A 22,543-nucleotide genomic window follows, 5' to 3' on the forward strand; every position below is an offset into this window, starting at 1 on the left:
CGAAGGGATCAGCGGCCGGAGCCGGAGCCCCAGTCGGAGTCGCGCGCTTCTTCTTCGGCCCACTTCTTCGAGCGTTCCGCCAGCAGCTGCGGCGCGCGCGCGGCCTCTTCGGCGGTGTCGAAGGGTCCTGCGCGATCGATCGCCGGCGACTCGTAGCCCTGCTCGACCTGACCGGTCTCGAGGTTGTACCAGTACTTCTTGTTCTCGTCGCTCACGATCGCTCCTTGCGTGGGTCTCGCTCCGCAGCGGACGTCTGGCGGGCGCTCTCCCGATCCTACTGATGCAGACCCCGCGCCTGGATAGGCTGGAGGGCATGGCAACGAATGCGTCGCGTGCGGTCGGAGTGGACATCGGCGGAACCGGGATCAAGGCGGGAATCGTCGACCTGGATGCCGGGGAGCTCATCAGCGACCGGATCAAGGTCTCCACCCCCAAGGGCGCGGAGCCCGCCGATGTGCTGGCGGCGGTGAAGGACGTGCTGCAGACGCTGGAGGCGCCGGCCGATCTCCCGCTGGGTGTGGCCTTCCCGGCCATCGTGAAGGGCGGCAAGACGCGGTCGGCGGCGAACGTCTCTCCGTCGTGGATCGGCTTCGAGGCCGAGAAGTTCTTCGAGGACGGTCTCTCCCGTGACATCCACTTCGCCAACGACGCCGACGTCGCCGGGATCGCGGAGGTCCGCTACGGCGCCGCGAAAGGTGTGGACGGTCTCGTGATCCTCACCACCCTCGGCACCGGCATCGGCTCGGCGATGATCTACGACGGCGTGCTCATCCCCAACAGCGAGCTCGGCCACCTCCAGCGTGCGGAGCACAAAAAGGATGCCGAGGGCTACGCCGCCTACTCCGCGATGGAGCGCGACGCGCTGTCGTGGGAGAAGTGGGCCAAGCGTCTGCAGTGGTACTACGACTACGTCGAGTTCCTCTTCAGCCCCGACCTCATCGTCGTCGGCGGCGGAGTGTCGAAGCACTCCGAGGAGTTCCTGCCGATGCTGAAGCTGCGGGCCCCGATCGTCCCGGCGAAGCACCGCAACAACGCGGGCATCATCGGTGCGGCGTCGCTCGCGGTGCCGGTGGCGGAGGCGCTCCCCGCGGTCAAGTAGACGGGTCCGCGCGTTCGCGTCGCGCCGCTGAGGTACCGCGGCGGCGCGTGCACCGCATGGTCTCTCGGGCTGCGCGCGGTGTCAACCGGCGTGCGCTCGGCGTTCCCGAGGCGTGCGGTTGACGCATGAGCGGAATCCGAACCACGACGCCTCGTTCCGGCACGGGCAGGGCCGACGCCGGGAGCGACTTCACCGAACTCGCACGGATCATCCGAGAACGCGGTCTGCTGCGCCGACGCTACGGCTACTACTGGGCCAAGATCATCGGGATCCCCGCGCTCCTGGCCGTGGGGTTGGTCGCGTTCGTGCTGATCGGCGAGACGTGGTGGCAGCTGGTGACGGCGGCCCTGCTCGCGCTGATCTTCACCCAGATCGCGTTCCTCGGGCACGATGCGGCGCACCGACAGATCTTCCTCTCGGGGAAGTGGAATGACGGGGTCAGCCTCGTCCTCGGCGACCTCCTCGTCGGGATGAGCTATGGGTGGTGGCAGCACAAGCACACCCGGCACCACGCGAACCCCAACAAGATCGGCGCCGATCCCGATATCGAACTCCCCGTCATCGCCGTCGCTCCCGACGCCTCACCGCCGCGAAACCGCGCGGTGGCGTGGGTACGAGCGCACCAGGGTCTCTTCTTCTTCCCCATCCTGCTGTTGGAAGGCGTGGCGCTGCACGCGTCGGGAGTGAGAGAGGTGGTGACTCCGGGCCGTCTCGCCCGCCGGTGGGTCGAGATCGTGTTCCTCACGATCAGGCTCGTGGGGTTCCCGGTGCTGGTGTTCCTCGTCCTGTCGCCGGGGCTCGCGTTCGCCTTCCTCGCCGTGCAACTGGGCGTCTTCGGCTTCGCCATGGGCGCGTCCTTCGCGCCGAACCACAAGGGGATGCCGATCGTTCCCGAGGAACTGCGCATCGACTTCCTCCGCCGCCAGGTGATGATGAGCAGGAACGTCGCCGGGACACGTGTCCTCGAAGTCGCGATGGGCGGGCTCAATTATCAGATCGAGCACCACCTGTTCCCCAACATGCCCCGACCCCACCTGCGGAAGGCGGCGCCGATCGTCGCGGCCTACTGCCGCGCGCACCAGGTGCCGTACACCGTCACCGGGCTGTTCACCTCGTACGCGATCATCGTCCGGTACATCAACCGTGTCGGACTCGGCGAGCGTGACGTGTTCCGCTGCCCGCTCGTGGAGCAGCGCAACCGTCCTCGCGGGGCGTGAGCCGTGCGTGCGACGCCGACGACCTTCGCGTACTGACCACGCGTGCTGAGGCCAGGCTCGTGGAGCGGGCGGGCGGTCGACGCGTGCCTCGCCGACTGGTGGGCTTCGCGGCGAGGTGCGAATGCCGTCGCCGCCCGAACCGCACGGACGTACCGGGGACAGGGCGAAGGCGAATGGGCCGGCCTGTACGCCGGGTTCTGTCCGGGGGCGTGACGCCCCGTGGACGGTCATCTCTCTCGGCGACACGTTGCCGTGCCGCTCCAGCGGCCTACCCGGGGACTCGGCGAGCCGCGTCGTCATCCCCTGTCTGGCCTTGCTCCGGACGAGGTTTACCTCGCGGGTCGTGTCACCACGACCCCGGTGGTCTCTTACACCACCCTTTCACCCTTACCCCGCACCCCGAGGGGCCGAGGCGGTCTGCTCTCTGTGGCACTGTCTCGCGGATTGCTCCGGGTGGGTGTTACCCACCGTCCTGCCCTGTGGAGCCCGGACGTTCCTCGGCACGGGCGAACCCGTGACGCGACCGTCCAGCCGACCCATTCGCACCGTCGAGTCTACGCGGGCGGCTCAGCCCTTTTCGGCCGTCTCGCCGATCCGCAGGTCGAGGGGGAAGTCGATCGGGAACGTCCCGAACAGCAGCCGGCCCGCGGATGCCGCCGACTCCCGCACCGCCTCGGCGACGGCGTCTGCGTGCTCCACGGGAGTGTGCACGACGATCTCGTCGTGCAGGAAGAACGCCAGGTGCGGTATCCGCGCGAACGCCGCACCGGACGCGGGCGCAGAGCGCGGGGCATCCACGGGTTCGAGGGTGGCCAGGCGCGTGCGCAGCTCGGCGAGCCACGCGAGAGCCCATTCGGCGGCGGTGCCCTGCACGACGAAGTTGCGGGTGAAGCGGCCGCGGTCGCGGGCGGCGCGGCGGGCGCGGGTCTCGTCGACCCCGGATGCCTCGGCGTCACTGGCCCGCGACTGCACGGCGCGCCACAGCTCGCCGGCGGGCGGTGACGTGCGGCCGAGCCACGTGTGGACACGGCCGCCCTCCTCGCCGACGCGCGCGGCATCGTCGACGAGCGCCATCGCGCGCGGGAACGTGCGCCGCAGCCGCGGAACGAGGCGTCCGCTCTCGCCGCTCGTCGCGCCGTACATGGCCCCGAGCATCGCCATCTTGGCGTGGGCACGGGTGCCGACGGCTCCGGCATCCACGATTCCGGCGTAGAGATCGCGACCGGATGCCGCCTCGGCCAGCGCCGTGTCACGGGCCATCGCCGCGAGCACGCGCGGTTCGAGCTGCGCGACGTCGGCGGTGACGAGGGTCCAGCCCGGGTCGGCGCGGACGGCGGTGCGCAGCTGCCGTGGGATTTGCAGCGCTCCCCCGCCGGATGACGCCCAGCGCCCGGTGACGACCCCGGCGGGAACGTAGACGGGGCGAAATCGCGCGTCGTGGATCCACTCGGCCATCCACGCCCAGCCATTGGCGGTGTAGAGCCGCATGAGCTTCTTATAGGCGATGAGCGGGGCGACGACCGGATGGTCGTGCTCGGCGAGCTCCCATCGGTTCGTCGACTCGACCATGAGCCCCGCCCGGTGCAGCGCGCGCAGCAGCCGCGGCTGCGAGTCGAGCGAGACGGACGGGTCGCCGAGCGCGTCACGCACGGCGACCGCCGCTTGCTCGACCCGCGTCGGCAGTCCGCCCGCGACCCGTGTGCCGAGCTGCTCCTCGAGCATCCGCTCGTGCGTCTCAACGCTCCACGGGAGCCCCGCGGCGTGCAGTTCCGCGGCGATGAGCGCCCCGGCGGACTCGGCCGCGGCGAGCAGGCGCAGCGCCCCGGGCTCGTGAGCGGAGGCGATCGCGGCGCGCTGCCGGTGGTACTCGGCTGTCGCGGCCTCGACGTCGTCGGGTGGGCCCGTGCTCGCGGCACCGAGCGAGAAGAGCGTGTCGGTGTCGTCGGACGTCGAGCCCGTGGCATCCCATTCCGCGTGAGCGCACAGGCCGTGATCATCGACGACGGCGTCGGCATCGCGGAGGATCGCGTGCACCAGCCGGAGGTCCCACGCGCGGGCGACCCGGACTCCGGATGCCAACAGCGAGCCGTACCAGGATGGGGTGTCGCTCCACACCCACCGCACGTCTCCCCCGGTTTCGCGGTCGCGGATCGCGGCGGGCAGGTCGTCGCGCGCGACGGTGACCGTGCGGACGACGGAGCCGTCGGCATCCAGGTCGCTCAGGGCGATGGTTCCGGATGCCGTGCGCCCGACGACGACCTCAGTCGACGAGGACGCCAGGGCGGGTCACCGCGATTCTTCGGTGCGGACGAGGATCGCGCCGCACTCGGGGCAGAACACGACCTCGTCGGTCTGGGCGCGGCGGACCTCGGCGAGGTCGCTCGGCGGAAGGACCATGCGGCACGCCTCGCAGGCGCCCGCGCGCAGCAGTCCCGCGCCGTTGCCACGGGCCGCGAGTCGCTCGTACAGGGCGAGGAGGTCGGCGGGGATCGCACCGGCAACCGCGTCGCGGTCGCGGCGTGCTGCCTCGAGACGGTCGGTGGCTTCGGCGACGACACGCTTGGCCTCGGCGCTGAGCTCGGCGCCCTGCGCGTTGGTCTCGGCGATGAGGGCCTCTTGCTCGGCGACCGCGGCGTCGGCGGCCTCGAGCTGCTCCATGAGGGCGATCTCGGCGTCTTCGAGGTCGCTCTTTCGGCGGGCGAGCGAGGCCAGTTCGGCCTCGAAGCCCTGCGCCTGCTTGGCGTTCGTCGCGGCGGCGAGGCGTTCGGCGTCGCGCTTCACGCGGGCGTCGACGACCGCGACGTCGGACTCGACGCGGGCCAGTTCGGCCTTGAGGTCGTCGCGGACGTTGGCACGATTGCCGAGTTCTTGCGTGAGCGACGACCGCTGCGCGATGAGCTCGCGCACCTTCGCGGCCTGCGGCGGGTTGCCCTTGACGTGCTCGTCGCGGCGGATGCGCGCGTCGAGGTCGGCGAGGTCGAGCAGTTTTCGCTGGTCGGCGGGGTCGGCGTTCACGGAGTCCACGCTACCCCGGGGGCGCGACAGCGGTGTTCCGGTTAGCGTGGACGTTCCCCGTGGAGAGGATGCCCGCGTGAACCCGCTCGCAGCTCTGATCGGCCTTGTCTTCCTGGCGATGGGGCTTCTCGCCTACACGGGCCGATGGAAGGGCTGGATTCGGTTCCGACGCGGGTTCACCAGCACGATCGGATTCGCCTGGCTGTGGTTCGGAGCCGCGGCCACGACAGCATCGCTGGCTGCCGCGGTTTCTTCGCTGCGGCCGCTGTTCTTCTTGCTCGTCGTCATCTCCGCGGCGCTGCTCGTGATCACAGTCGTCGCATTGTTCTGGCTTCCGCGCGCGCTTCTGCCGTCCTGGTACCTCGAGCTGCGCGACGGTTCGGGCCGCCGACCTCGGTAGACTCGAGGCATCCAGGGCCTTTAGCTCAGCTGGTAGAGCGCCACGTTTACACCGTGGATGTCGTCGGTTCGATCCCGGCAGGGCCCACCGTCAACTCAGAATGTTCACGCTCCGCGCGATCACCAGCGCCAGCAGCACGAACCCCGTGATGGCCTGCACCATCATGAACAGCTTCGCGCGCACGCTCAGAGGCATCACGTCGGTGGGGCTGAACGCCATGGCGTTGGATGCCGAGAAGTACAGGTAGTCGATGTAACCGGGCGCCCAGTCCGCGGTGCTCGACGACCGACGCTTCACTTCGCTCACGGCATCCCCGTCGGAATCCTGCGGGAACTGGAAGTCCGCCGGCTGCAGCTGATCGCGCGGATCCCGGCGGCGCGCCACGGGCCCGCCCCGGTCCATCTCCCAGTAGATCGCGCCGTACCCGATGACGTTGATGGCCCACACCTGTGCGGCACCGAGCAGCGTCACGGCGCCGTTGCCCTGCCCATTCAGGAGTTGACCGACGAGCAGGACGAAGGCCACCTGATTCGCGGCGAGCAGCACCGCGACGAAGGCGAGGGCGAAGGCGCGCCCGACACGGGAGTCGCGGTCCAGATGCGTCGGGTGCGCGATCAGCATGGGGATCGCGCACAGCACGCTCGCGGCGACCACGACATACCGCAGCGCGCCCGACACATCGCTCGGCAGCACGGCGTAGAGGAGCGTGCCCAACGCGAGGAAGATCAGCACCGGCCAACGATGTTCCGGCCGCGTGCGGAATCCCGCGGACTCTCTCGACGTCACGCGCTCAGGCTAGACCGCCGATCCTCCGCGGCCGGGAGCCCCGCGCGGGCGCCGGGAACGAGGGATGCCTCGCCGCCGAGGCATCCCCTCGCCCTCGAACCCGTATGCGCGTCTGGAGGGGCTCCGACTGACTAGGCTGGACGACGGTGAATTGTGCGGAGCAGACAAGGGTTGCCGCACACGTATGGCGATTCTCTGGCATGACCTGCCAGACGACGAAAGGTCTTCCGTGACTGTTCACGACCAGGATCCGTATTCGCAGGGGCCGCAGGACAGCGACCCGGAAGAGACCGGCGAGTGGCAGGAATCCCTGCGCCAGCTCGTCCAGGCCAAGGGCCCCGGTCGTGCGCGCGAGATCATGCTGAGCCTGCTCAAGGGCTCGAAGGAACTGCACCTCAACGTGCCGATGGTTCCGACCACCGATTACATCAACACGATCGCGCAGAAGAACGAGCCGGAGTTCCCCGGTGATGAGGAGCTCGAGCGCCGGTACCGCAAGTGGATCCGCTGGAACGCGGCGGTCACCGTCCACCGCGCCCAGCGCCCCGGCATCGGTGTCGGCGGTCACATCTCCACCTACGCGTCCTCGGCGGCGCTGTACGAAGTGGGCTTCAACCACTTCTTCCGCGGCCTCGACGACCCGTCCGGCGGCGACCAGATCTTCATCCAGGGCCACGCCTCCCCCGGCACCTACGCCCGCGCCTTCCTGGAGGGCCGTCTCACCGAGGCGCAGCTCGACGGTTTCCGTCAGGAGAAGTCGGCCGCGCCCAACGGCATCCCGTCCTACCCGCACCCCCGTCTCATGCCGGAGTTCTGGCAGTTCCCGACGGTCTCGATGGGTCTCGGTCCGATCAACGCCATCTACCAGGCGATGTCGAACAAGTACCTCTCGAACCGTGGCATCAAGGACGTCTCCGACTCGCACGTGTGGGCCTACCTCGGTGACGGCGAGATGGACGAGGTCGAAAGCCGCGGCCAGCTCCAGGTCGCCGCGAACGAGGGCCTGGACAACCTGACCTTCATCGTCAACTGCAACCTGCAGCGTCTCGACGGCCCGGTCCGCGGTAACGGCAAGATCATCCAGGAGCTCGAGAGCTTCTTCCGCGGCGCCGGCTGGAACGTCATCAAGGTCGTCTGGGGCCGGGAGTGGGACGACCTGCTCGCCCGCGACACCGAGGGCGCGCTGCTGAACCTCATGAACTCCACGCCCGACGGCGACTACCAGACCTACAAGGCCGAGAACGGCGCGTACGTCCGCGAGCACTTCTTCGGCCGCGACCCGCGCGCGCTCGAGCTGGTCAAGGACTACACCGACGAGCAGATCTGGGGCCTCAAGCGCGGTGGACACGACTACCGCAAGGTCTTCGCGGCGTTCAAGGCGGCCAAGGAGCACAAGGGCCAGCCGACCGTCATCCTCGCCAAGACCATCAAGGGCTACGGCCTCGGTCCCCACTTCGAGGGCCGCAACGCCACGCACCAGATGAAGAAGCTGACGCTGGACGACCTCAAGGCCTTCCGCGACGCGATGGACATCCCGGTGTCCGACGCCCAGCTCGAGGAGAACCCGTACCAGCCGCCGTACTACAACCCCGGCGAGAACGACGAGACCATCAAGTACATGCTCGAGCGTCGTCGCGCGCTCGGCGGCTTCCTGCCCGAGCGTCGCACGACGCACGTCGGTCTCGAACTCCCCGGCGACCAGGCGTACGCGCTGCCCAAGAAGGGTTCGGGCACCCAGGAGGTCGCCACGACGATGGCGTTCGTCCGCCTGCTCAAGGACCTGCTGCGCGTCAAGGGCTTCGGTCACCGCATCGTGCCGATCATCCCCGACGAGGCCCGCACCTTCGGCATGGATGCCTACTTCCCGACGGCGAAGATCTACAACCCCAAGGGTCAGCACTACACTTCCGTCGACCGCGAGCTGCTCCTGGCCTACAAGGAGAGCCCCGAGGGGCAGATCATCCACGTCGGCATCAACGAGGCGGGCGCCCTCGCGGCGTTCACCGCCGCCGGCACGTCGTACGCGACGCACGGCGAGCCGCTGATCCCGGTCTACGTGTTCTACTCGATGTTCGGCTTCCAGCGCACGGGCGACGCCCAGTGGGCGGCGGGCGACCAGATGGCGCGCGGGTTCATCATCGGTGCCACCGCCGGCCGCACCACGCTGACCGGCGAGGGCCTCCAGCACGCCGACGGACACTCGCAGCTGCTGGCATCCACGAACCCCGCCACGGTGTCGTACGACCCCGCCTACGGGTACGAGATCGCGCACATCGTCCGCTCGGGCATCGAGCGCATGTACGGCGGAGAGCACCCCGACCCGAACGTCATGTACTACATGACGGTCTACAACGAGCCGCTGGTGCAGCCCGCCGAGCCCGAGGGCGTCGACGTGGACGGGATCGTCCGCGGCATCCACCGTGTGTCGGTCGGCGAGGGCGACGGTCCCCGCGCCCAGCTGCTCGCGTCGGGCGTCGGTGTGCCGTGGGCGTACGAGGCCCAGCGTCTGCTCAAGGACGACTGGGGTGTCGTCGCTGACGTGTGGTCGGTGACCTCGTGGAGCGAGCTGCGCCGCGACGGCCTCGCCGCCGACGAGCACAACTTCCTGCACCCCGACGCCGAGCCCCGCACCGCGTACCTCACCGAGAAGCTCCGGGATGCCGAGGGCCCGGTGATCGCGGTCAGCGACTGGATGCACGCTGTCCAGGACCAGATCCGTCAGTGGGTTCCGCAGCGCTACCTCACGCTGGGCGCCGACGGCTTCGGTTTCTCCGACACGCGCGCGGCGGCTCGCCGCTTCTTCAAGATCGACGGCCCCTCGCTCGTGGTGCGTGCCCTGCAGGGCCTCGCGGACGAGGGCAAGGTCGACCGCTCGGTCATCGCGCAGGCCATCGAGAAGTACCGCCTGCACGACGTCAACGCCGGCACGAGCGGGAACGCCGGCGGCGAGGCCTGATCGCGTGACCGATCGCGCGGACCACGACGGTTCGGGAGGGGGCGGGTCGACCGCCCCCTCCCGGGCGGCGGAGGAGAAAGCCGACACGCTGGCGTGGCTGCGCCGCATCTCGGGCGACCTCGCCACCGCGACGATCCAGCGGCTCGAAGAGACGCTCCCCTGGTACGCCGAGATGCCGCCGGCCCGCCGCTCGGCGGTCGGGCTCGTGGCGCAGGCGGGCATCACCTCATTCCTCCAGTGGTTCGAGGAGCCGGCGTCCACTCCCGCGATCGCGGCGGACATCTTCGCCGCAGCCCCTCGCGAACTGCTGCGCAGCGTCAGCCTCACCCAGACGCTGCAACTCGTGCGCGTCACCGTCGAGGTGATGGAGGAGCGCGTCGCCGGTCGCAGCGAACGCGTCCGCGAGGCGATGCTGTCGTACTCGCGAGAGGTCGCCTTCGCGGCCGCCGACGTCTATGCGCGCGCGGCCGAGGCCCGCGGGCTCTGGGACGCCCGACTCGAGGCGCTCGTCGTGGACTCGATCCTCACCGGAGAAGCCGACGACGAACTCCCCAGTCGCATCGCGGCTCTCGGGTGGCACGGGCACGGTGAGGTGGCGGTGCTGGTGGGCACGACTCCCCCACAGCTCGACGTCGACCATGTGCGTCGCACCTCCCGCAAGCTCGGCGTCGATGTCTTGATCGGCGTGCAGGGATCGCGGCTCGTGCTCGTCATCGGCCGGGCCGATCTCCCCGTGCGCGGTCGTGAGGAGGTCGCCGAGCTTCCCTTCACCGAGATCGCCAAGCGCTTGGAGCCGAGTTTCGGCTCGGGGCACCTCGTGCTGGGTCCCGCCGTGGCGGCCCTCGTCGACGCGGGGCAGAGTGCGCGCGCGGCTCTGGCCGGGTTCGCGGTGGCCCGCGCCTGGCGACACGCCCCGCGTCCCGTCGAGGCCGACGACCTGCTGCCCGAGCGTGCCCTCGCCGGTGACGCGGTGGCCAAGCAGACGCTCGTCGAGCGGGTCTACCGCCCGCTCCAGGCCCACAGTGCCGATCTCGTCGCCACGCTGTGGAGCTACCTCGACAACGGGCGCTCCCTCGAGGCGACGGCGCGCGAACTCTACGTGCACCCCAACACCGTGCGGTACCGCCTCAAGCGCGTCTCCGAGGTGATCGGGTGGGATGCCACCGGACCACGCGAGGCGCTGATCCTGCAGACCGCGCTGATCCTCGGATCCATCGGAACGGATGCCACTCGCCGCCGCGGACCGGGGGTCCGGCGCACCGCTCCCCCCCGCTGATGCACGGCGCGCACAAAGACACGCCGATTTTCTGTGCCGATATCTCCAGAACGGCCCGGCGGATCCTTGACAGGATGGGACGGTGATCATCGCCGTCTTCCCCGGACAGGGTTCTCAGACCCCCGGGTTCCTCTCGCCGTGGCTCGAGATCGACGGGACGCGGGAGCGTCTGGCCGCCGCCTCCGAGCACGCCGGAGTCGACCTCCTCGCCGCGGGCACCGAATGGGATGCCGACCGGATTCGCGACACCAAAGTCGCCCAGCCCCTGATCGTGGCCGCGAGCCTGCTGTCGTGGAGCGCCCTGAGGGATCGGGCGGGTCGGGCGGCTGACGGCGTCGCGGGCCACTCGGTGGGCGAGTTCGCCGCGCTGGCGGCATCCGGAGTGCTCTCCGAGGAGGACGCTCTGCGCCTCGTCGGCATCCGGGGACGTGCGATGGCCGAAGCGGCCGCGGCCGTGGAGACCGGCATGAGCGCCGTCGTCGGCGGCGATGAGCAGACGGTGCTCGACCGCCTCGACGCGCTCGGCCTGACGCCTGCCAACTACAACGGCGGCGGACAGATCGTGGCCGCCGGCGAGGTCTCGGCCCTGAGCGAGCTCGCCGCCGATGCGCCGCGCGGCTCCCGCGTGATCCCCCTGCAGGTCGCGGGTGCCTTCCACACCCGGTTCATGGAACCCGCCGTCGAGACCCTCCGCGCCGCCGCGGCCGACGTCACAGCCTCCGCCCCCGACGTGACGCTGTGGACGAACTCCGACGGGTCTGTCGTCGATGACGGACGCCGGGCCGTGGACCTCGTCGTCGCCCAGGTGGCATCCCCTGTCCGATGGGACCGCTGTATGACCTCTTTCGCCGACCACGGCGTGACGGGCATCATCGAACTCGCGCCCGCCGGCGCCCTCACGGGCCTGGCGAAGCGCGCCCTGCGCGGAACCCCCACCGTCGCCGTCAAGACTCCGGACGACCTCGACGCGGCCGTCGCACTGCTGAAGGGAGAGCAGGCATGAGCACCCCCACCCTCCGTCAGCTCCAGGGCCCCGCCCACACCCGCATCTACTCCTACGGGGCCGCTCGCGGCGAGAACTTCGTCCCCAACGACGATCTCGTCGGCCCGATCGACTCCAGCGACGAGTGGATCCGACAGCGCACCGGGATCGTCACGCGCGTCCGCGCGAACAAGGAGACGGATGCCATCGACTTGGCGTCCGAGGCCGCGCGCGAAGCCGTCGAGAAGTCCGGCGTCGCTCCGAGTGACATCGACGCGGTGATCGTCGCGACGATCAGCAACCCGAAGCAGACGCCCTCCGCCTCGGCGATCGTCGCCGATCGCATCGGTGCGAACCCCGCGGCCGCGTACGACGTCAACGCCGCCTGCGCGGGCTTCGCCTACGGCGTCGCCCAGGCCGACGCCCTCATCCGCGGGGGCCTGGCAACGCACGTCGTCGTCGTGGGCGCCGAGAAGCTCAGCGATGTCGTCGACCCGACCGACCGCAGCATCTCGTTCCTGCTGGGCGACGGCGCCGGAGCGGTCGTCGTCGGTCCGAGCGACACCCCCGGCATCGGACCCACGATCTGGGGTTCGGACGGCTCGAAGGCCGACGCGGTCGGCATGAACCACACGCTCACCGACTTCCGCGACGGTGTTGCCCCGTGGCCCACGCTCCGCCAGGAGGGACCCACCGTGTTCCGCTGGGCCGTGTGGGAGATGGTCAAGGTCGCCCGACAGGCCATCGAGGCCGCCGGCATCCAGCCCTCCGACCTGGCCGCGTTCGTGCCGCACCAGGCCAACATGCGCATCATCGACGAGTTCGCCAAGCAGCTGGGACTGCCCGAGTCCGTCGTGATCGGCCGTGACATCGAGACCACCGGCAACACCTCCGCCGCCTCGATCCCGCTCGCCACCCACCGCCTGCTCGAGGAGCATCCCGAGCTCAGCGGCGGCCTCGCGCTGCAGATCGGCTTCGGTGCCGGTCTCGTCTTCGGCGCGCAGGTCGTCGTCCTCCCCTGACGCGCGAGCGTCGAACCCTAGACTGATCGGGGCTCGGGACGACTCCCCGGGCCCGCCCCCAACAACAGGAGAAATCATGGCATTCACCAACGACGAGGTTCTCGCCGGCCTTGCCGAGCTGATCACCGACGAGACCGGCATCTCGGCCGACGAGGTCGCGCTCGAGAAGTCGTTCACGGACGACCTCGACATCGACTCGATCTCGATGATGACGATCGTCGTCAACGCCGAGGAGAAGTTCGGCGTCACCATCCCCGACGACGAGGTCAAGAACCTCAAGACCGTCGGCGACGCCGTCACGTACATCTCGTCGAACCAGTCCTGACCCTCCCGGTGGGGGCTGCGGCCCCCACCGGTCACGACCTTTCCGGCCGCATCAAGGATCCAACCATGAGCACACCCCGCATCGTCGTCACCGGTATCGGTGCCACCTCGCCCATCGGCGGGACGGCCCCCGACAGCTGGTCCGCGCTGCTGTCCGGTGCCTCCGGCGCACGCACCCTCGAGCACGAATGGGTCGAGCAGTACCAGCTCCCGGTCACGTTCGCGGCCGAGGCGCTCGTGCGCCCGGACACCGTCCTCGAGCGTCCCGTCGCTAAGCGCCTCGATCCGTCGTCGCAGCTGGCGATGGTCGCGGCGAAGGAGGCGTGGGAGGACGCGGGCAGTCCGGACATCGACCCCGATCGCCTCGGGGTCGATTTCGCCACGGGGATCGGTGGAGTGTGGACGCTCCTCGACGCATGGGACACCCTGCGTGAGAAGGGCCCGCGTCGGGTCATGCCCATGACCGTGCCGATGCTCATGCCCAATGCGGCGGCCGGCAACCTGTCGCTGCACTTCAACGCCCGCGCGTTCGCGCGCACGGTGGCCTCGGCGTGCGCGTCGAGCACCGAATCGATCGTCAACGCCGTGCAGCACATCCGCGACGGCCTCGCCGACGTCGTGATCGCCGGTGGCACCGAATCGGCGATCCACCCCATCACGATCGCGTCGTTCGCCTCGATGCAGGCGCTGTCCAAGCGGAACGACTCCCCCGAGACCGCGTCGCGCCCCGGCAGCATCGACCGCGACGGCTTCGTCATGGGCGAGGGCGCGGGCGTGCTCATCCTCGAGACCGAGGATCACGCCAAGGCGCGCGGGGCGAAGATCTACGCCTCGATCGTGGGCGGCGGCGTCACGGCCGACTCGTACCACATCACCGCCAACGACCCCGAGGGTCGCGGCGCCGCCCGTGCGGTCCGCATGGCGTTGGAGATGGCGGGGGCGTCGGCCGACGACGTCACCCACATCAACGCCCACGCCACCTCCACCCCGGTCGGGGACCCGAACGAGTACCAGGCGCTGCGCGCGGTCTTCGGCGAACGCGTCGACGAGATCCCGGTGTCGGCCACCAAGGCATCCACCGGTCACCTCCTCGGCGGGACGGGTGCCCTCGAGGCCATCTTCACGGTGCTCGCGCTCCAGAAGCGCGTCGCCCCGCCCACGATCAACATCACCGAGCAGGACCCCGAGGTGCCCTTCGCGCTCTCGGGTTCGCCCGTCGAACTCGGCTCGGGCGACCAGCTGGCCATCAGCAACTCGTTCGGGTTCGGCGGTCACAACGCCGTCGTGGCGATCGCGTCCGTCTGATCACGGCCGAACGCCCCCGGCATCCCCCGACTGCTGCGGGGATGACGGGGGCGCTCGGTGTTGATCGGGCGAAGGATACGCGGTCCCGGTACCGGGAAACGGTCACCGGCCTCCGGTAATGACGCCTCCCCCACCCGACATCTCTCAGCCGACCTTGTGCAGCCAGACGATGCGCTGCTCGTCGCCGGCGTGGCGGAAGGGCTCGAGCTCCTCGTCCCACGCCGAGCCCAGGGCCACGTCGAGTTCACGCTGGAGCTCGAACGGGTCGCCCGCGGCGACCTCCATGGCGTATCGGACACGGTCCTCGCCGATGACGACGTTGCCGGCGGCATCCGTCTGGGCGTAGTGGATGCCGAGCCCCGGCGTGTGCATCCAGCGGCCACCGTCGCTGCGAGGCGTCGGATCCTCGCTGACCTCGAAGCGCAGGTGCTCCCAGCCGCGGATCGCACTGGCCAGAGCGGCGCCGGATCCGACCGGGCCCTCCCAGTAGAACTCGGCACGCCGACTGCCGTGGAGCACGGGCTGATCGGCCCAGTCGAAGTTGACCGCACGGCCGAGAGCGCGTCCTACCGCCCACTCGAGGTGGGGGCACAACGCGCGCGGCGCCGAGTGGATGAGGATCACTCCGCGCGAAGACGTGGTCGCCATGGTCTCTCCTTCGTCAGGTACGTCTTCCCCTACGACCTGCGCGAGAGCGGTGGCGGCTGTTCGGTTGTCTCGGTCATTATCGCCCGTTCATAACGAAATCACAACACTGTGATTCCGCTAGGCGAACCAGAGCTTCCAGTAGAGCGCGAAATTGCGGTTGCCGTAGGACGAGCACGCGTCGCCCGAGCCCCAGCGTGCGTCGATCGCCGCAGCGTTGGGCTGGTACGGCGTGTAGTTGTAGAGAGCGGCGGTGGCGTGGTTCCGGATCTCGACCTCGGTGCCCCCGCAGGCCGGATCCGGCGAGTAGGCGATGTAGTGCGTGCCCGGCTGTCGCATGAATGCCGACGCCCTGTAGGCCTTGAGATCGGTGGCGCCCTGAGCCACCTGCTCGGCGAAGCCCGCGCGTCCGGGGTCGCAGGGTGCGTCGTCGGGGCAACGGGCACCCATCGCCGCGCCGAGGGCATCGGCCGAGGGGGCCCGGGCGATCCGGCCCGAGATGAGGCTCTGCTCTTTCTGGAGCGTCACGAGCAGCACCTTGGCCGATATCCCGCATGCCCGCTGGATGCGATCGATGATCTCCGCCGCGGAGAGCTCTCCGCCCTCGTACGCCTCGCAGACGGTCTCCCCGGTGTCCTGCGACACGACCGCGTCGCGTGGCGCGAGGTCGGCCCGCAGGACGCTGAGACAGGAGTCGTTCGCGCAGTCGCGGACCTTGTCCTCGAGGAACCGCTGGATCTCGCCGGCATCCATCGACGCACCGTCGTAGAAGTCGCTGTCGGCGACGAGGTAGCCCGGGTCGAAATCGGCGAGATCGATCGAGGCACGCCGAGTCTCGGCGTTCCACGCCGAAACCAGGTGCACCAGCGGGATGGTGACGGCCACGATGATCGCCACGACAGCAGCGGCCAGGATGCCGACGACCAGACGTCGGCGTCGCAGGACGCGCACGCGGGCAGCGGAACGCCGGGCGCGCCGGCGCGGTCGCGCGGGTCGGCGCCCGGGCGCCGGGGGACGACGTCTCCCCGTTCCCCGCATCGCCATGGGTCGATCGTGCCCTACCGCGCTGATCGCGTGCTGGACGCAGACCTGCAGGCGTGTGTTCCTATCGCCGGCGAGCCGGTGTCCCGTGGGCGGGAGCGTCTGAGCGCCCGGAGCGCGCCGGCGCGGACGGCGGCGCGGCGACACCGGATCCGGTCAGCGTGAGGCCGTCGGCACCGCTGGCGGCGTGCATCATCTGATCGACGAGTTCGCGGTCGATGACCGGTTCCCGTCCACCGTAGAACTGCAGCACGAGGGCGTTCGATGCGTGGATCCACATACTCGCCTGACGCACCCCCTCGTTCACCGGCAGCTGGAGCATGAAGCCCTCGTTGCGGCGCAGCTTGTTCATGATCACGATGCGCAAATGCGCCAGAAGCCGGTCGTCGATGTCGAACGTCGCACGGTCGCGGTAGATGAGGCGTCCCACGGCAGGTCCATTTCCGGCGCGCCGAAGCGCACCTATCGAGCAAAGGGCGGGACCACGCCGGGAAGCGAGGCAATGCGGGGATACACATTCTGCCATCCCGCGGCCCTCGGTCGCGCGCCACAGCGGATTCAAAGCCGGCACCGATAGCGTTCTGGTCACCGAGTCGACGACCCACGAGAGAGATCCCCCGTGAGCCATCCCCGCACCTCCCCCGACCAGGAGGGCCGATCTTCGAGCCCCCTCGTTTCGAGAGGGGGTGACCTTCGATGATCGCGGCTGTGCTGACGCTCCTTCTCGGCGTCATCGTCACGTTCGCGATCATCGCGGCATGCGGCTTCTTCGTCGCTCAGGAGTTCGCGTTCATGTCGGTCGACCGGTCGCGGTTGGCCGCGCGGGCCGAGAAGGGCGACGTCCAGGCGAAGCGCGTGCTGCTGATCACGCAGCGCACCTCGTTCATGCTGTCGGGCGCTCAACTCGGCATCACCGTCACGGGGCTCCTCATCGGGTACGTCGCCGAGCCGCTCATCGGCGCGTCGATCGGCACGCTCCTGGGCGGCGCCGGGATCGACCCCGGTGTCTCCGTCGCGATCGGCACCATCGGTGCGCTGCTGCTGGCCACCGTCGTCACCATGATCTTCGGAGAGCTCTACCCGAAGAACCTCGCGATCGCGAGCCCCGAGCCGCTGGCGCGAGCACTGGCGGTACCGACGCGGATCTACCTGCTCGCGTTCGGGTGGCTCATCACGGTGTTCGACGTCGCCGCGAACGCTCTGCTGCGTGCGGTGCGCATCGAGCCCCTCGAGGATGTCGACGAGAGCGCGACCGCGCGCGACCTCGAGGCCATCGTGCAGGAGTCGCGGGCCAGCGGCGACCTCCCCGACGACCTGTCGATGATCATCGACCGCATCCTCGACTTCCCCCGGCGCGATGTCGAGCACGCCATGATCCCCCGTTCCCAGGTCGACTCTGTTCGGCCCGAGACCACCGTCGGCGAGGTGCGCACGCTCATGGCCACCGGCCACACCCGCTACCCCGTGATCGGCGAGGAGGACTCCCCCGTCGGTGTCGTCGAGCTGATCGACGTGCTGCGGGAGGATCCGGATGCCGGGGCGCCGGTGTCGTCGGTCATGCGTCCGGCCGTCGTGCTGCCGACGTCGATGCTGCTGCCCGTGGCCCTCGACCGCATGCGGCACAGCCGCAACGAGCTCGCGTGCGTGGTCGACGAGTACGGCAACTTCGACGGCATCCTGACCATCGAGGACTTGACGGAGGAGGTCATCGGCGAGTTGTCCGATGAGCACGACGCGGAGGTCCACGAAGCGATGCCGGTGGGCGAGGCCACGTGGACGGTACCGGGCGACCTGCACCTCGACGAGCTCGAGCGCCTCCTCGGTCACGACCTCCTCGAGGGCGACGTCGAGACGGCCGCGGGCCTGGTGATCGAGGCGCACGGCGATCTCCCGACCGTCGGAGCGGTCGTTCGGATCGACCTGCCCGAGCGGGCCGGCGAGGTGGTCCAGGGTCTGCACCTGGACCGGTGGCTCGAGATCGAGGTCGCCGAGGTCGACCGGCACGTGCCGTCACAGCTCGTGATCCGGCTCCGCGAACGGGATCGGGATGCCGACGTCGCGGACGCGACCGGCATGCCCGACGCCTCCGACGTCGCCGCGACCTCGGACGGGGAGGCGGCCCGATGAATGGGTGGGTCGTGGCCCTCGTCACCGCGGTGCTCATCGTCGCGAGCGCCTTCTTCGTCATCGTCGAGTTCGCCCTCCTCGCCGCGCGCCGACACCGGCTCGAGGAGGAAGCGGCCACCAGCGCCTCCGCCCGTGCGGCCCTGCGCGGTGTCAACGAGCTCACCGTCATGCTCGCGTTCGCACAGCTCGGCATCACCGCCTGCACCTTCTTGCTCGGCGCCATCACGAAGCCCGCGATCGACTACGCCCTCGCGCCCGTGTTCGAGCAGTGGGGCCTTCCCAGCGTGCTCGCGGACGTCATCGCGTTCATGCTGGCGCTGATCGTCGTGACGTTCCTGCACCTCGTCATCGGCGAGATGGCGCCGAAGTCGTGGGCGATCGCGCATCCGGAGACCGCGGCGAAGGCGACCGGCATCCTGGCCCGCGCCATGACGTGGCCGCTGCGGCCGTTCCTGCTGTGGATCAACCGCATCGCGAATCGTCTCGTGAGGGCCTCGGGAGTCGAGCCGGTGGACAAGGCCGCCGCCGGCGGCCAGGACGCCGACACGATCCGCGAGCTCGTCGCACACTCTCGACGCGCGGGCACCCTCGACGAGCAGTACTCCGAGCCGATCGCGCAGGCCATCCAGCTCGGCACCCTGACCGTCGGTGACATCGTCCGCACCGACCGGAGTCCGACCGCGGTCGCGGCGGACGCCACCGCCGCCGACGTCCAGGCCGCCGCCGCGGCGTCCACCCACCTGCGCATCCTCGTGGGCTCCGGGGCGTCGGCCCGTGTCGCTCACGTGCGCGACACGCTCGAGGTCGCCCCGTCGACACCGGCAGGCGAGATCGCCCGGGAGCCGCTCGTGCTCGAGCCGGGTGCGGCGGCGTACGACGCCCTCGCCCGCATGCGCCGCGGCCGTGTTCAGCTCGCCACGGTCGTCGACGGCGATCGCCTGCTCGGCGTGGTGACCCTCGATGATCTGCTGAAGCAGATCCTGCCGGGTGCGGCGGCGGTCGACGTCGCGGACTGAGGGGACGGCGCTCGTTCCGGGGCGCGTCTCTCCGCCCGGGCGGTGAACGCGCGAACGGGCGGCAGGACGCACACCCGGAACGCGGCCTGACCGTCATCGCACGTAGGCGTCCACGAACAGCGGACCCCGGATACCGCGGATCGTGGCGATCAGCCGCTCGAGCGCTGCGCGGTTCCAGGTCGAGAGCTGCAGGTCGTACGGACCCAGCGGCTCGAGCCTGCCGGTGCGGAGGCGGACGACCTCCCACCCGACCGACCGCAGCGCGCGGTCTTTGCGGCGATCGGCCTGTTCGCGGTGTCCGACGTGCTCGAGACCGTGTCGACCGATGGAGTCGTACTCGACCGCGATGCGAACCTCGGGCAGGACGAGATCGGGCCACACCTCGAGGTGGTGGAAGAACGGTCGACCGACCCGGACGGCGTTCACGCCGGGGGTGAACGCGAGACGGTCGAAGAGGTCCGCCCGCACCCGGTCCTCGACACGGGAGGCCGGGCGCGGTGCACACACCGAGGTGAACGCCTCTCCGGGAGGAAGGTCGGGCGTCTTCTCGCACACCGTCATGGGCTTCCGTGGACGGCGAGCCCGTATGACGCCGGCGGGCGGCGGCGACGGATCGTCGACCGACTCCCGCATCGGCAATGCCACCACCCGCCTCGGTGCGGCCGACTCGCTGCATTCCGGACACCAGGCGCTCCGCCGCCGCTCGCGACCGGGCCGCGAGCGCTGCTCGGTCGGGGTCGCTGCGAACCGGTGCCCCGCGTCGCACTGCCACAGCAGGAGGACGTCGGCCGCGGGTGGCACCTGGCTCAGCGCGATCCCGGCGTTGAGCTCGGGGTGGTACTGCCGGATCAGTGCCGGGTACGCCGCCCACACCTGGCGATAGGCGCCGACCGCATACGGGATCTCGGCGCCCTTCGACCACTGCCGCCGGGCCCACCACGCTTCGACTCTCTCCGCCACGCGACGACGCTAGCGGCGACCACCGACACGCCCCTGGGCCGGCGGCATCCCCGGTTCTGCGGCGAGACGCCCTCCGTGTGCCGGGATCCCCGTGGCCGCCGGGAGACGACGGTCACATCGGCGGACGCGGGTCATCGCGGCGTGCCCCACCGGCCGCCCCGGCGAGTTCGGCGCGCGTGCGCGCACCGTGCTTTCGCAGGAGATTCGCCACGTGGTACTTGACGGTGTTCAGGCTGATGCCGAGGCCGTCGGCGATCTCGCGGTTGCCGACGCCGGTCGCCACGAGCCGCAGCACATCCCGCTCGCGTGCCGTGAGATCGGAACCTGTCGCGGCCTCGAGCGCCCGCGGCGAGGGATCCAGCGGGAGTGAGATGTCGAACGTCGAGCCCCACCCGGGAGTGGATGCCACGGCGAGCGTGCCCTCGAGAGCGATGACACGCTCCGCGATGGGGCGGACAGCGTCGTCGTGCGCATCGAGCGTGCCGGCCCCGTCGTCGCGCAACTGCATGAGCAGGTTCCGACCGTCGCAGTCCCACTGGATCCGGACTCGACGGGCAGCGCCGTCGTCGACGAGCGCGAGCACTGCCGTGCGCACGATCGCCCGCGCGCTGTGGGCGATGTCACCGGGGAGCGCGCGGCCGGTCGCCGGCGGCTCGACGAACTGCACGTCCAGGTCACCGAACCGCACCAGGGGACGCAGATCCGCGCGCAGACGCGAGAACGCCCCCGTGACCGGTTCCAGCAGCGTGCTCCGTTGCCGATCCGTCGCGGTGCGCAGCTCGATGAGCGCGGCCGAGGCGATCTCGACGGCCTCGGCCCTCGCGGCGGCGTCCGACAGCCGGGGCGCTCGCAGCGCCGCCAGGATCGACTCGAGCGTCAGGGCGTGACGGTCGGCCTGATCCATCACCGTGCGGGCGTGTTCGGATGCAGCGGAGCGACCCGCGTGGATCTCGGTGTCTGTGGCCACTCCGTGAACCTAGCCGTCCCACCCGGGAGATTCATCCCACCCGATCGGATGGGGTCGCCGCCTGGGCGGGCAGCAGCGCGACCGGTGGATCGCGGCGACGATCGTCGTATGGCCCACACCACCTTCGCCGATGCCCTCGGCACGATCGATCGCGAACTCCGGGACGTCGCCGCCGCGCTGCGGCAGGCCGACCCGGAGCCGTTCGAGACTGCGCTCCGACTCCTGGGCGACGCGGAGCGCGTCTTCGTGCACGGCGCCGGGCGATCCGGATTGGCCCTGCGCTCGACAGCGATGCGGCTCATGCATCTCGGACTCGCGGTGCACGTGGTCGGCGAGGTCACGACGCCGGCGATCCGTCGCGGTGATGTCCTGCTCGTCGCCAGCGGCTCCGGCACCACCGGCGGGATCGTCCAGGCGGCGCGCACGGCCGCCGACGTCGGCGCCCGCGTGATCACGGTGTCGACCACGGACTCCTCGCCCCTGTCCGACATCGCCGAGACCACCCTGGTCATCCCGGCGGCGACGAAGACGGACCGTTCCGGCACGGCATCCGCCCAATACGCCGGGAGCCTGTTCGAGCAAGCCGTCGGGATCCTCGGCGACGCTCTCTTCCACGTGCTGTGGCAGCGCAGCGGCCGCAGCGCCGACGACCTCTGGCCCCGGCACGCGAACCTCGAGTGACTCGTACCGGGCATCCGACCCCCTCCCCCATCGAAAGGACACCCCATGCAACTCCAGTTCGCCATGGACACGCTGACCACCGAGCACGCACTCGACCTCGCCGGCAAGGCCGCGCCGTACGTCGACGTCCTCGAGCTCGGCACGCCCCTGATCAAGAGCGCCGGACTCTCGGCGATCACCGCCATCAAGGAGGCGCACCCGGACAAGATCGTCTTCGCCGACCTGAAGACCATGGATGCCGGTGAGCTCGAGGCCGACATGGCCTTCCGTGCCGGCGCCGATCTGGTGACCGTGCTCGGCGTCGCCGGGGACAGCACGATCGCGGGCGCGGTGAAGGCCGCGAAGGCGCACGGCAAGGGGGTCGTGGTCGACCTCATCGGCGTCCCCGACAAGTCCGCGCGCGCGAAGGAGGTCACGGCGCTCGGCGTCGAGTTCGTCGAGATGCACGCCGGCCTCGACGAGCAGGCCGAGGACGGCTTCACGTTCGAGACGCTGCTGCGCGACGGGGAAGCATCCGGTGTCGCGTTCTCGGTCGCGGGCGGAGTCACCGCGGGCACGGTCCGTGCCGTGCAGGAGTCCGGCGCCCGCATCGCCGTGGCCGGTAGCGCGATCTACAGCGCCGACGACGTGGCATCCGCAGCCGCCGAGATCCGCGCCGCGATCGCCGAGCCCGCCGCCGCCTGATCCTCCGCGACGGGGCTCGGCGCGAAGGCGCGGAGTCCCG

At 70.3% G+C, this 22,543-nt stretch carries 22 protein-coding genes, 1 tRNA gene and 1 other RNA gene; 14 read left to right on the top strand and 10 right to left on the bottom strand.

What is annotated here, in order from left to right; genetic code table 11:
- Positions 1-8 precede the first annotated feature (8 nt).
- Positions 9-215, bottom strand: coding sequence for an SPOR domain-containing protein (locus LL239_RS08040; RefSeq protein WP_228162914.1), 207 nt, complete (start codon positions 213-215; stop codon positions 9-11).
- A gap of 98 nt (positions 216-313) precedes the next feature.
- Here LL239_RS08040 and ppgK point away from each other — a divergent pair, with 98 nt between their 5' ends.
- Together ppgK and LL239_RS08050 are read left to right on the top strand one after the other, a co-directional pair.
- Positions 314-1,099, top strand: coding sequence for a polyphosphate--glucose phosphotransferase (ppgK, locus tag LL239_RS08045; protein WP_228162915.1), 786 nt, complete (start codon positions 314-316; stop codon positions 1,097-1,099).
- 125 nt (positions 1,100-1,224) lie between these two features.
- Positions 1,225-2,316: a fatty acid desaturase family protein gene (locus tag LL239_RS08050; protein WP_228162916.1), complete on the top strand. Its 1,092-nt coding sequence runs from the start codon at positions 1,225-1,227 to the stop codon at positions 2,314-2,316.
- 170 nt (positions 2,317-2,486) lie between these two features.
- Here LL239_RS08050 and rnpB read toward each other — a convergent pair.
- The 3 genes from rnpB to LL239_RS08065 all read right to left on the bottom strand — a co-directional run bounded on the left by rnpB (position 2,487) and on the right by LL239_RS08065 (position 5,331).
- Positions 2,487-2,855, bottom strand: an RNA gene (gene rnpB / locus LL239_RS08055) — RNase P RNA component class A.
- A gap of 28 nt (positions 2,856-2,883) precedes the next feature.
- Complete coding sequence (locus tag LL239_RS08060) at positions 2,884-4,596, bottom strand: bifunctional 3'-5' exonuclease/DNA polymerase (protein WP_228163000.1); 1,713 nt, start codon at positions 4,594-4,596, stop codon at positions 2,884-2,886.
- A 6-nt stretch (positions 4,597-4,602) separates the two neighbouring features.
- The gene (locus LL239_RS08065; RefSeq protein WP_228162917.1) at positions 4,603-5,331 is read right to left on the bottom strand and encodes a zinc ribbon domain-containing protein; all 729 of its coding nucleotides are present in this window, start codon (positions 5,329-5,331) and stop codon (positions 4,603-4,605) included.
- Positions 5,332-5,407: 76 nt separating this feature from the next.
- Between LL239_RS08065 and LL239_RS08070 the strand changes: the two genes are divergently transcribed.
- Together LL239_RS08070 and LL239_RS08075 are read left to right on the top strand one after the other, a co-directional pair.
- Positions 5,408-5,731 (top strand): hypothetical protein, encoded by a 324-nt coding sequence (locus tag LL239_RS08070; protein WP_228162918.1) that lies wholly within the window; start codon positions 5,408-5,410, stop codon positions 5,729-5,731.
- 14 nt (positions 5,732-5,745) lie between these two features.
- A tRNA-Val gene (locus tag LL239_RS08075) sits at positions 5,746-5,818 on the top strand.
- A 3-nt stretch (positions 5,819-5,821) separates the two neighbouring features.
- On the opposite strand, the gene LL239_RS08080 is transcribed toward LL239_RS08075, so the two are convergent.
- Positions 5,822-6,517: a DUF1345 domain-containing protein gene (locus LL239_RS08080; RefSeq protein WP_228162919.1), complete on the bottom strand. Its 696-nt coding sequence runs from the start codon at positions 6,515-6,517 to the stop codon at positions 5,822-5,824.
- 229 nt (positions 6,518-6,746) lie between these two features.
- Between LL239_RS08080 and aceE the strand changes: the two genes are divergently transcribed.
- The 6 genes from aceE (at position 6,747) to LL239_RS08110 (ending at position 14,382) form a co-directional block, all read left to right on the top strand.
- A complete protein-coding gene (aceE, locus tag LL239_RS08085; RefSeq protein ID WP_228162920.1) occupies positions 6,747-9,473 on the top strand; it encodes a pyruvate dehydrogenase (acetyl-transferring), homodimeric type in 2,727 nt (908 codons plus the stop codon).
- Between the two features lie 88 nt (positions 9,474-9,561).
- A complete protein-coding gene (locus tag LL239_RS08090; RefSeq protein WP_228163001.1) occupies positions 9,562-10,749 on the top strand; it encodes a PucR family transcriptional regulator in 1,188 nt (395 codons plus the stop codon).
- 82 nt (positions 10,750-10,831) lie between these two features.
- Positions 10,832-11,752: an ACP S-malonyltransferase gene (locus tag LL239_RS08095; RefSeq protein ID WP_228162921.1), complete on the top strand. Its 921-nt coding sequence runs from the start codon at positions 10,832-10,834 to the stop codon at positions 11,750-11,752.
- Positions 11,749-12,753, top strand: a complete 1,005-nt coding sequence (locus tag LL239_RS08100) for a beta-ketoacyl-ACP synthase III (RefSeq protein WP_228162922.1) — start codon at positions 11,749-11,751, stop codon at positions 12,751-12,753. The genes LL239_RS08095 and LL239_RS08100 overlap by 4 nt, the downstream gene beginning before the upstream one ends.
- Before the next feature lie 76 nt (positions 12,754-12,829).
- Complete coding sequence (locus tag LL239_RS08105; protein ID WP_128216336.1) at positions 12,830-13,078, top strand: acyl carrier protein; 249 nt, start codon at positions 12,830-12,832, stop codon at positions 13,076-13,078.
- Positions 13,079-13,143: 65 nt separating this feature from the next.
- Positions 13,144-14,382 carry a beta-ketoacyl-[acyl-carrier-protein] synthase family protein gene (locus tag LL239_RS08110; RefSeq protein ID WP_228162923.1) on the top strand — a complete coding sequence of 413 codons (1,239 nt, stop codon included), beginning with the start codon at positions 13,144-13,146 and terminating at the stop codon, positions 14,380-14,382.
- Between the two features lie 144 nt (positions 14,383-14,526).
- Here LL239_RS08110 and LL239_RS08115 read toward each other — a convergent pair whose 3' ends face one another.
- From LL239_RS08115 to LL239_RS08125, 3 genes are all read right to left on the bottom strand, one after another.
- Positions 14,527-15,030, bottom strand: coding sequence for a DUF3145 domain-containing protein (locus tag LL239_RS08115; protein WP_228162924.1), 504 nt, complete (start codon positions 15,028-15,030; stop codon positions 14,527-14,529).
- Between the two features lie 117 nt (positions 15,031-15,147).
- Entirely contained in the window at positions 15,148-15,978 is an 831-nt protein-coding gene (locus LL239_RS08120; RefSeq protein ID WP_228162925.1) for a hypothetical protein, read from the bottom strand.
- Between the two features lie 154 nt (positions 15,979-16,132).
- Entirely contained in the window at positions 16,133-16,498 is a 366-nt protein-coding gene (locus tag LL239_RS08125) for a DUF7882 family protein (protein WP_228162926.1), read from the bottom strand.
- A gap of 266 nt (positions 16,499-16,764) precedes the next feature.
- On the opposite strand from LL239_RS08125, the gene LL239_RS08130 reads away from it, so the two are divergent.
- Complete coding sequence (locus LL239_RS08130) at positions 16,765-18,195, top strand: hemolysin family protein (RefSeq protein WP_228162927.1); 1,431 nt, start codon at positions 16,765-16,767, stop codon at positions 18,193-18,195.
- Positions 18,192-19,211, top strand: coding sequence for a CNNM domain-containing protein (locus LL239_RS08135; RefSeq protein WP_228162928.1), 1,020 nt, complete (start codon positions 18,192-18,194; stop codon positions 19,209-19,211). Before LL239_RS08130 ends, LL239_RS08135 begins: the two co-directional genes overlap by 4 nt.
- Before the next feature lie 93 nt (positions 19,212-19,304).
- On the opposite strand, the gene LL239_RS08140 is transcribed toward LL239_RS08135, so the two are convergent.
- Both LL239_RS08140 and LL239_RS08145 read right to left on the bottom strand, forming a co-directional pair.
- Positions 19,305-20,171, bottom strand: a complete 867-nt coding sequence (locus tag LL239_RS08140; RefSeq protein WP_228162929.1) for a zinc-ribbon domain-containing protein — start codon at positions 20,169-20,171, stop codon at positions 19,305-19,307.
- Between the two features lie 112 nt (positions 20,172-20,283).
- Positions 20,284-21,138, bottom strand: a complete 855-nt coding sequence (locus LL239_RS08145) for a LuxR C-terminal-related transcriptional regulator (RefSeq protein WP_228162930.1) — start codon at positions 21,136-21,138, stop codon at positions 20,284-20,286.
- Between the two features lie 108 nt (positions 21,139-21,246).
- Here LL239_RS08145 and hxlB point away from each other — a divergent pair, with 108 nt between their 5' ends.
- On the top strand, positions 21,247-21,819 hold the full coding sequence (gene hxlB / locus LL239_RS08150; protein WP_228162931.1) for a 6-phospho-3-hexuloisomerase: 573 nt from the start codon (positions 21,247-21,249) through the stop codon (positions 21,817-21,819).
- A gap of 45 nt (positions 21,820-21,864) precedes the next feature.
- Entirely contained in the window at positions 21,865-22,503 is a 639-nt protein-coding gene (gene hxlA / locus LL239_RS08155; protein WP_228162932.1) for a 3-hexulose-6-phosphate synthase, read from the top strand.
- Positions 22,504-22,543: the final 40 nt, after the last annotated feature.

The organism is Microbacterium testaceum, assembly GCF_020781835.1.
Classification (GTDB): Bacteria; Actinomycetota; Actinomycetes; order Actinomycetales; family Microbacteriaceae; genus Microbacterium; species Microbacterium testaceum_H.

Excerpts from the sequence above, each read along its gene's own strand:
- ppgK (WP_228162915.1), top strand. The coding sequence starts at position 314 with ATGGCAACGAATGCGTCGCGTGCGGTCGGAGTGGACATCGGCGGAACC.
- LL239_RS08050 (WP_228162916.1), top strand. The coding sequence starts at position 1,225 with ATGAGCGGAATCCGAACCACGACGCCTCGTTCCGGCACGGGCAGGGCC.
- LL239_RS08100 (WP_228162922.1), top strand. The coding sequence starts at position 11,749 with ATGAGCACCCCCACCCTCCGTCAGCTCCAGGGCCCCGCCCACACCCGC.
- LL239_RS08105 (WP_128216336.1), top strand. The coding sequence starts at position 12,830 with ATGGCATTCACCAACGACGAGGTTCTCGCCGGCCTTGCCGAGCTGATC.
- LL239_RS08110 (WP_228162923.1), top strand. The coding sequence starts at position 13,144 with ATGAGCACACCCCGCATCGTCGTCACCGGTATCGGTGCCACCTCGCCC.
- LL239_RS08115 (WP_228162924.1), bottom strand. The coding sequence starts at position 15,030 with ATGGCGACCACGTCTTCGCGCGGAGTGATCCTCATCCACTCGGCGCCG.
- LL239_RS08130 (WP_228162927.1), top strand. The coding sequence starts at position 16,765 with ATGATCGCGGCTGTGCTGACGCTCCTTCTCGGCGTCATCGTCACGTTC.
- LL239_RS08135 (WP_228162928.1), top strand. The coding sequence starts at position 18,192 with ATGAATGGGTGGGTCGTGGCCCTCGTCACCGCGGTGCTCATCGTCGCG.
- hxlB (WP_228162931.1), top strand. The coding sequence starts at position 21,247 with ATGGCCCACACCACCTTCGCCGATGCCCTCGGCACGATCGATCGCGAA.
- hxlA (WP_228162932.1), top strand. The coding sequence starts at position 21,865 with ATGCAACTCCAGTTCGCCATGGACACGCTGACCACCGAGCACGCACTC.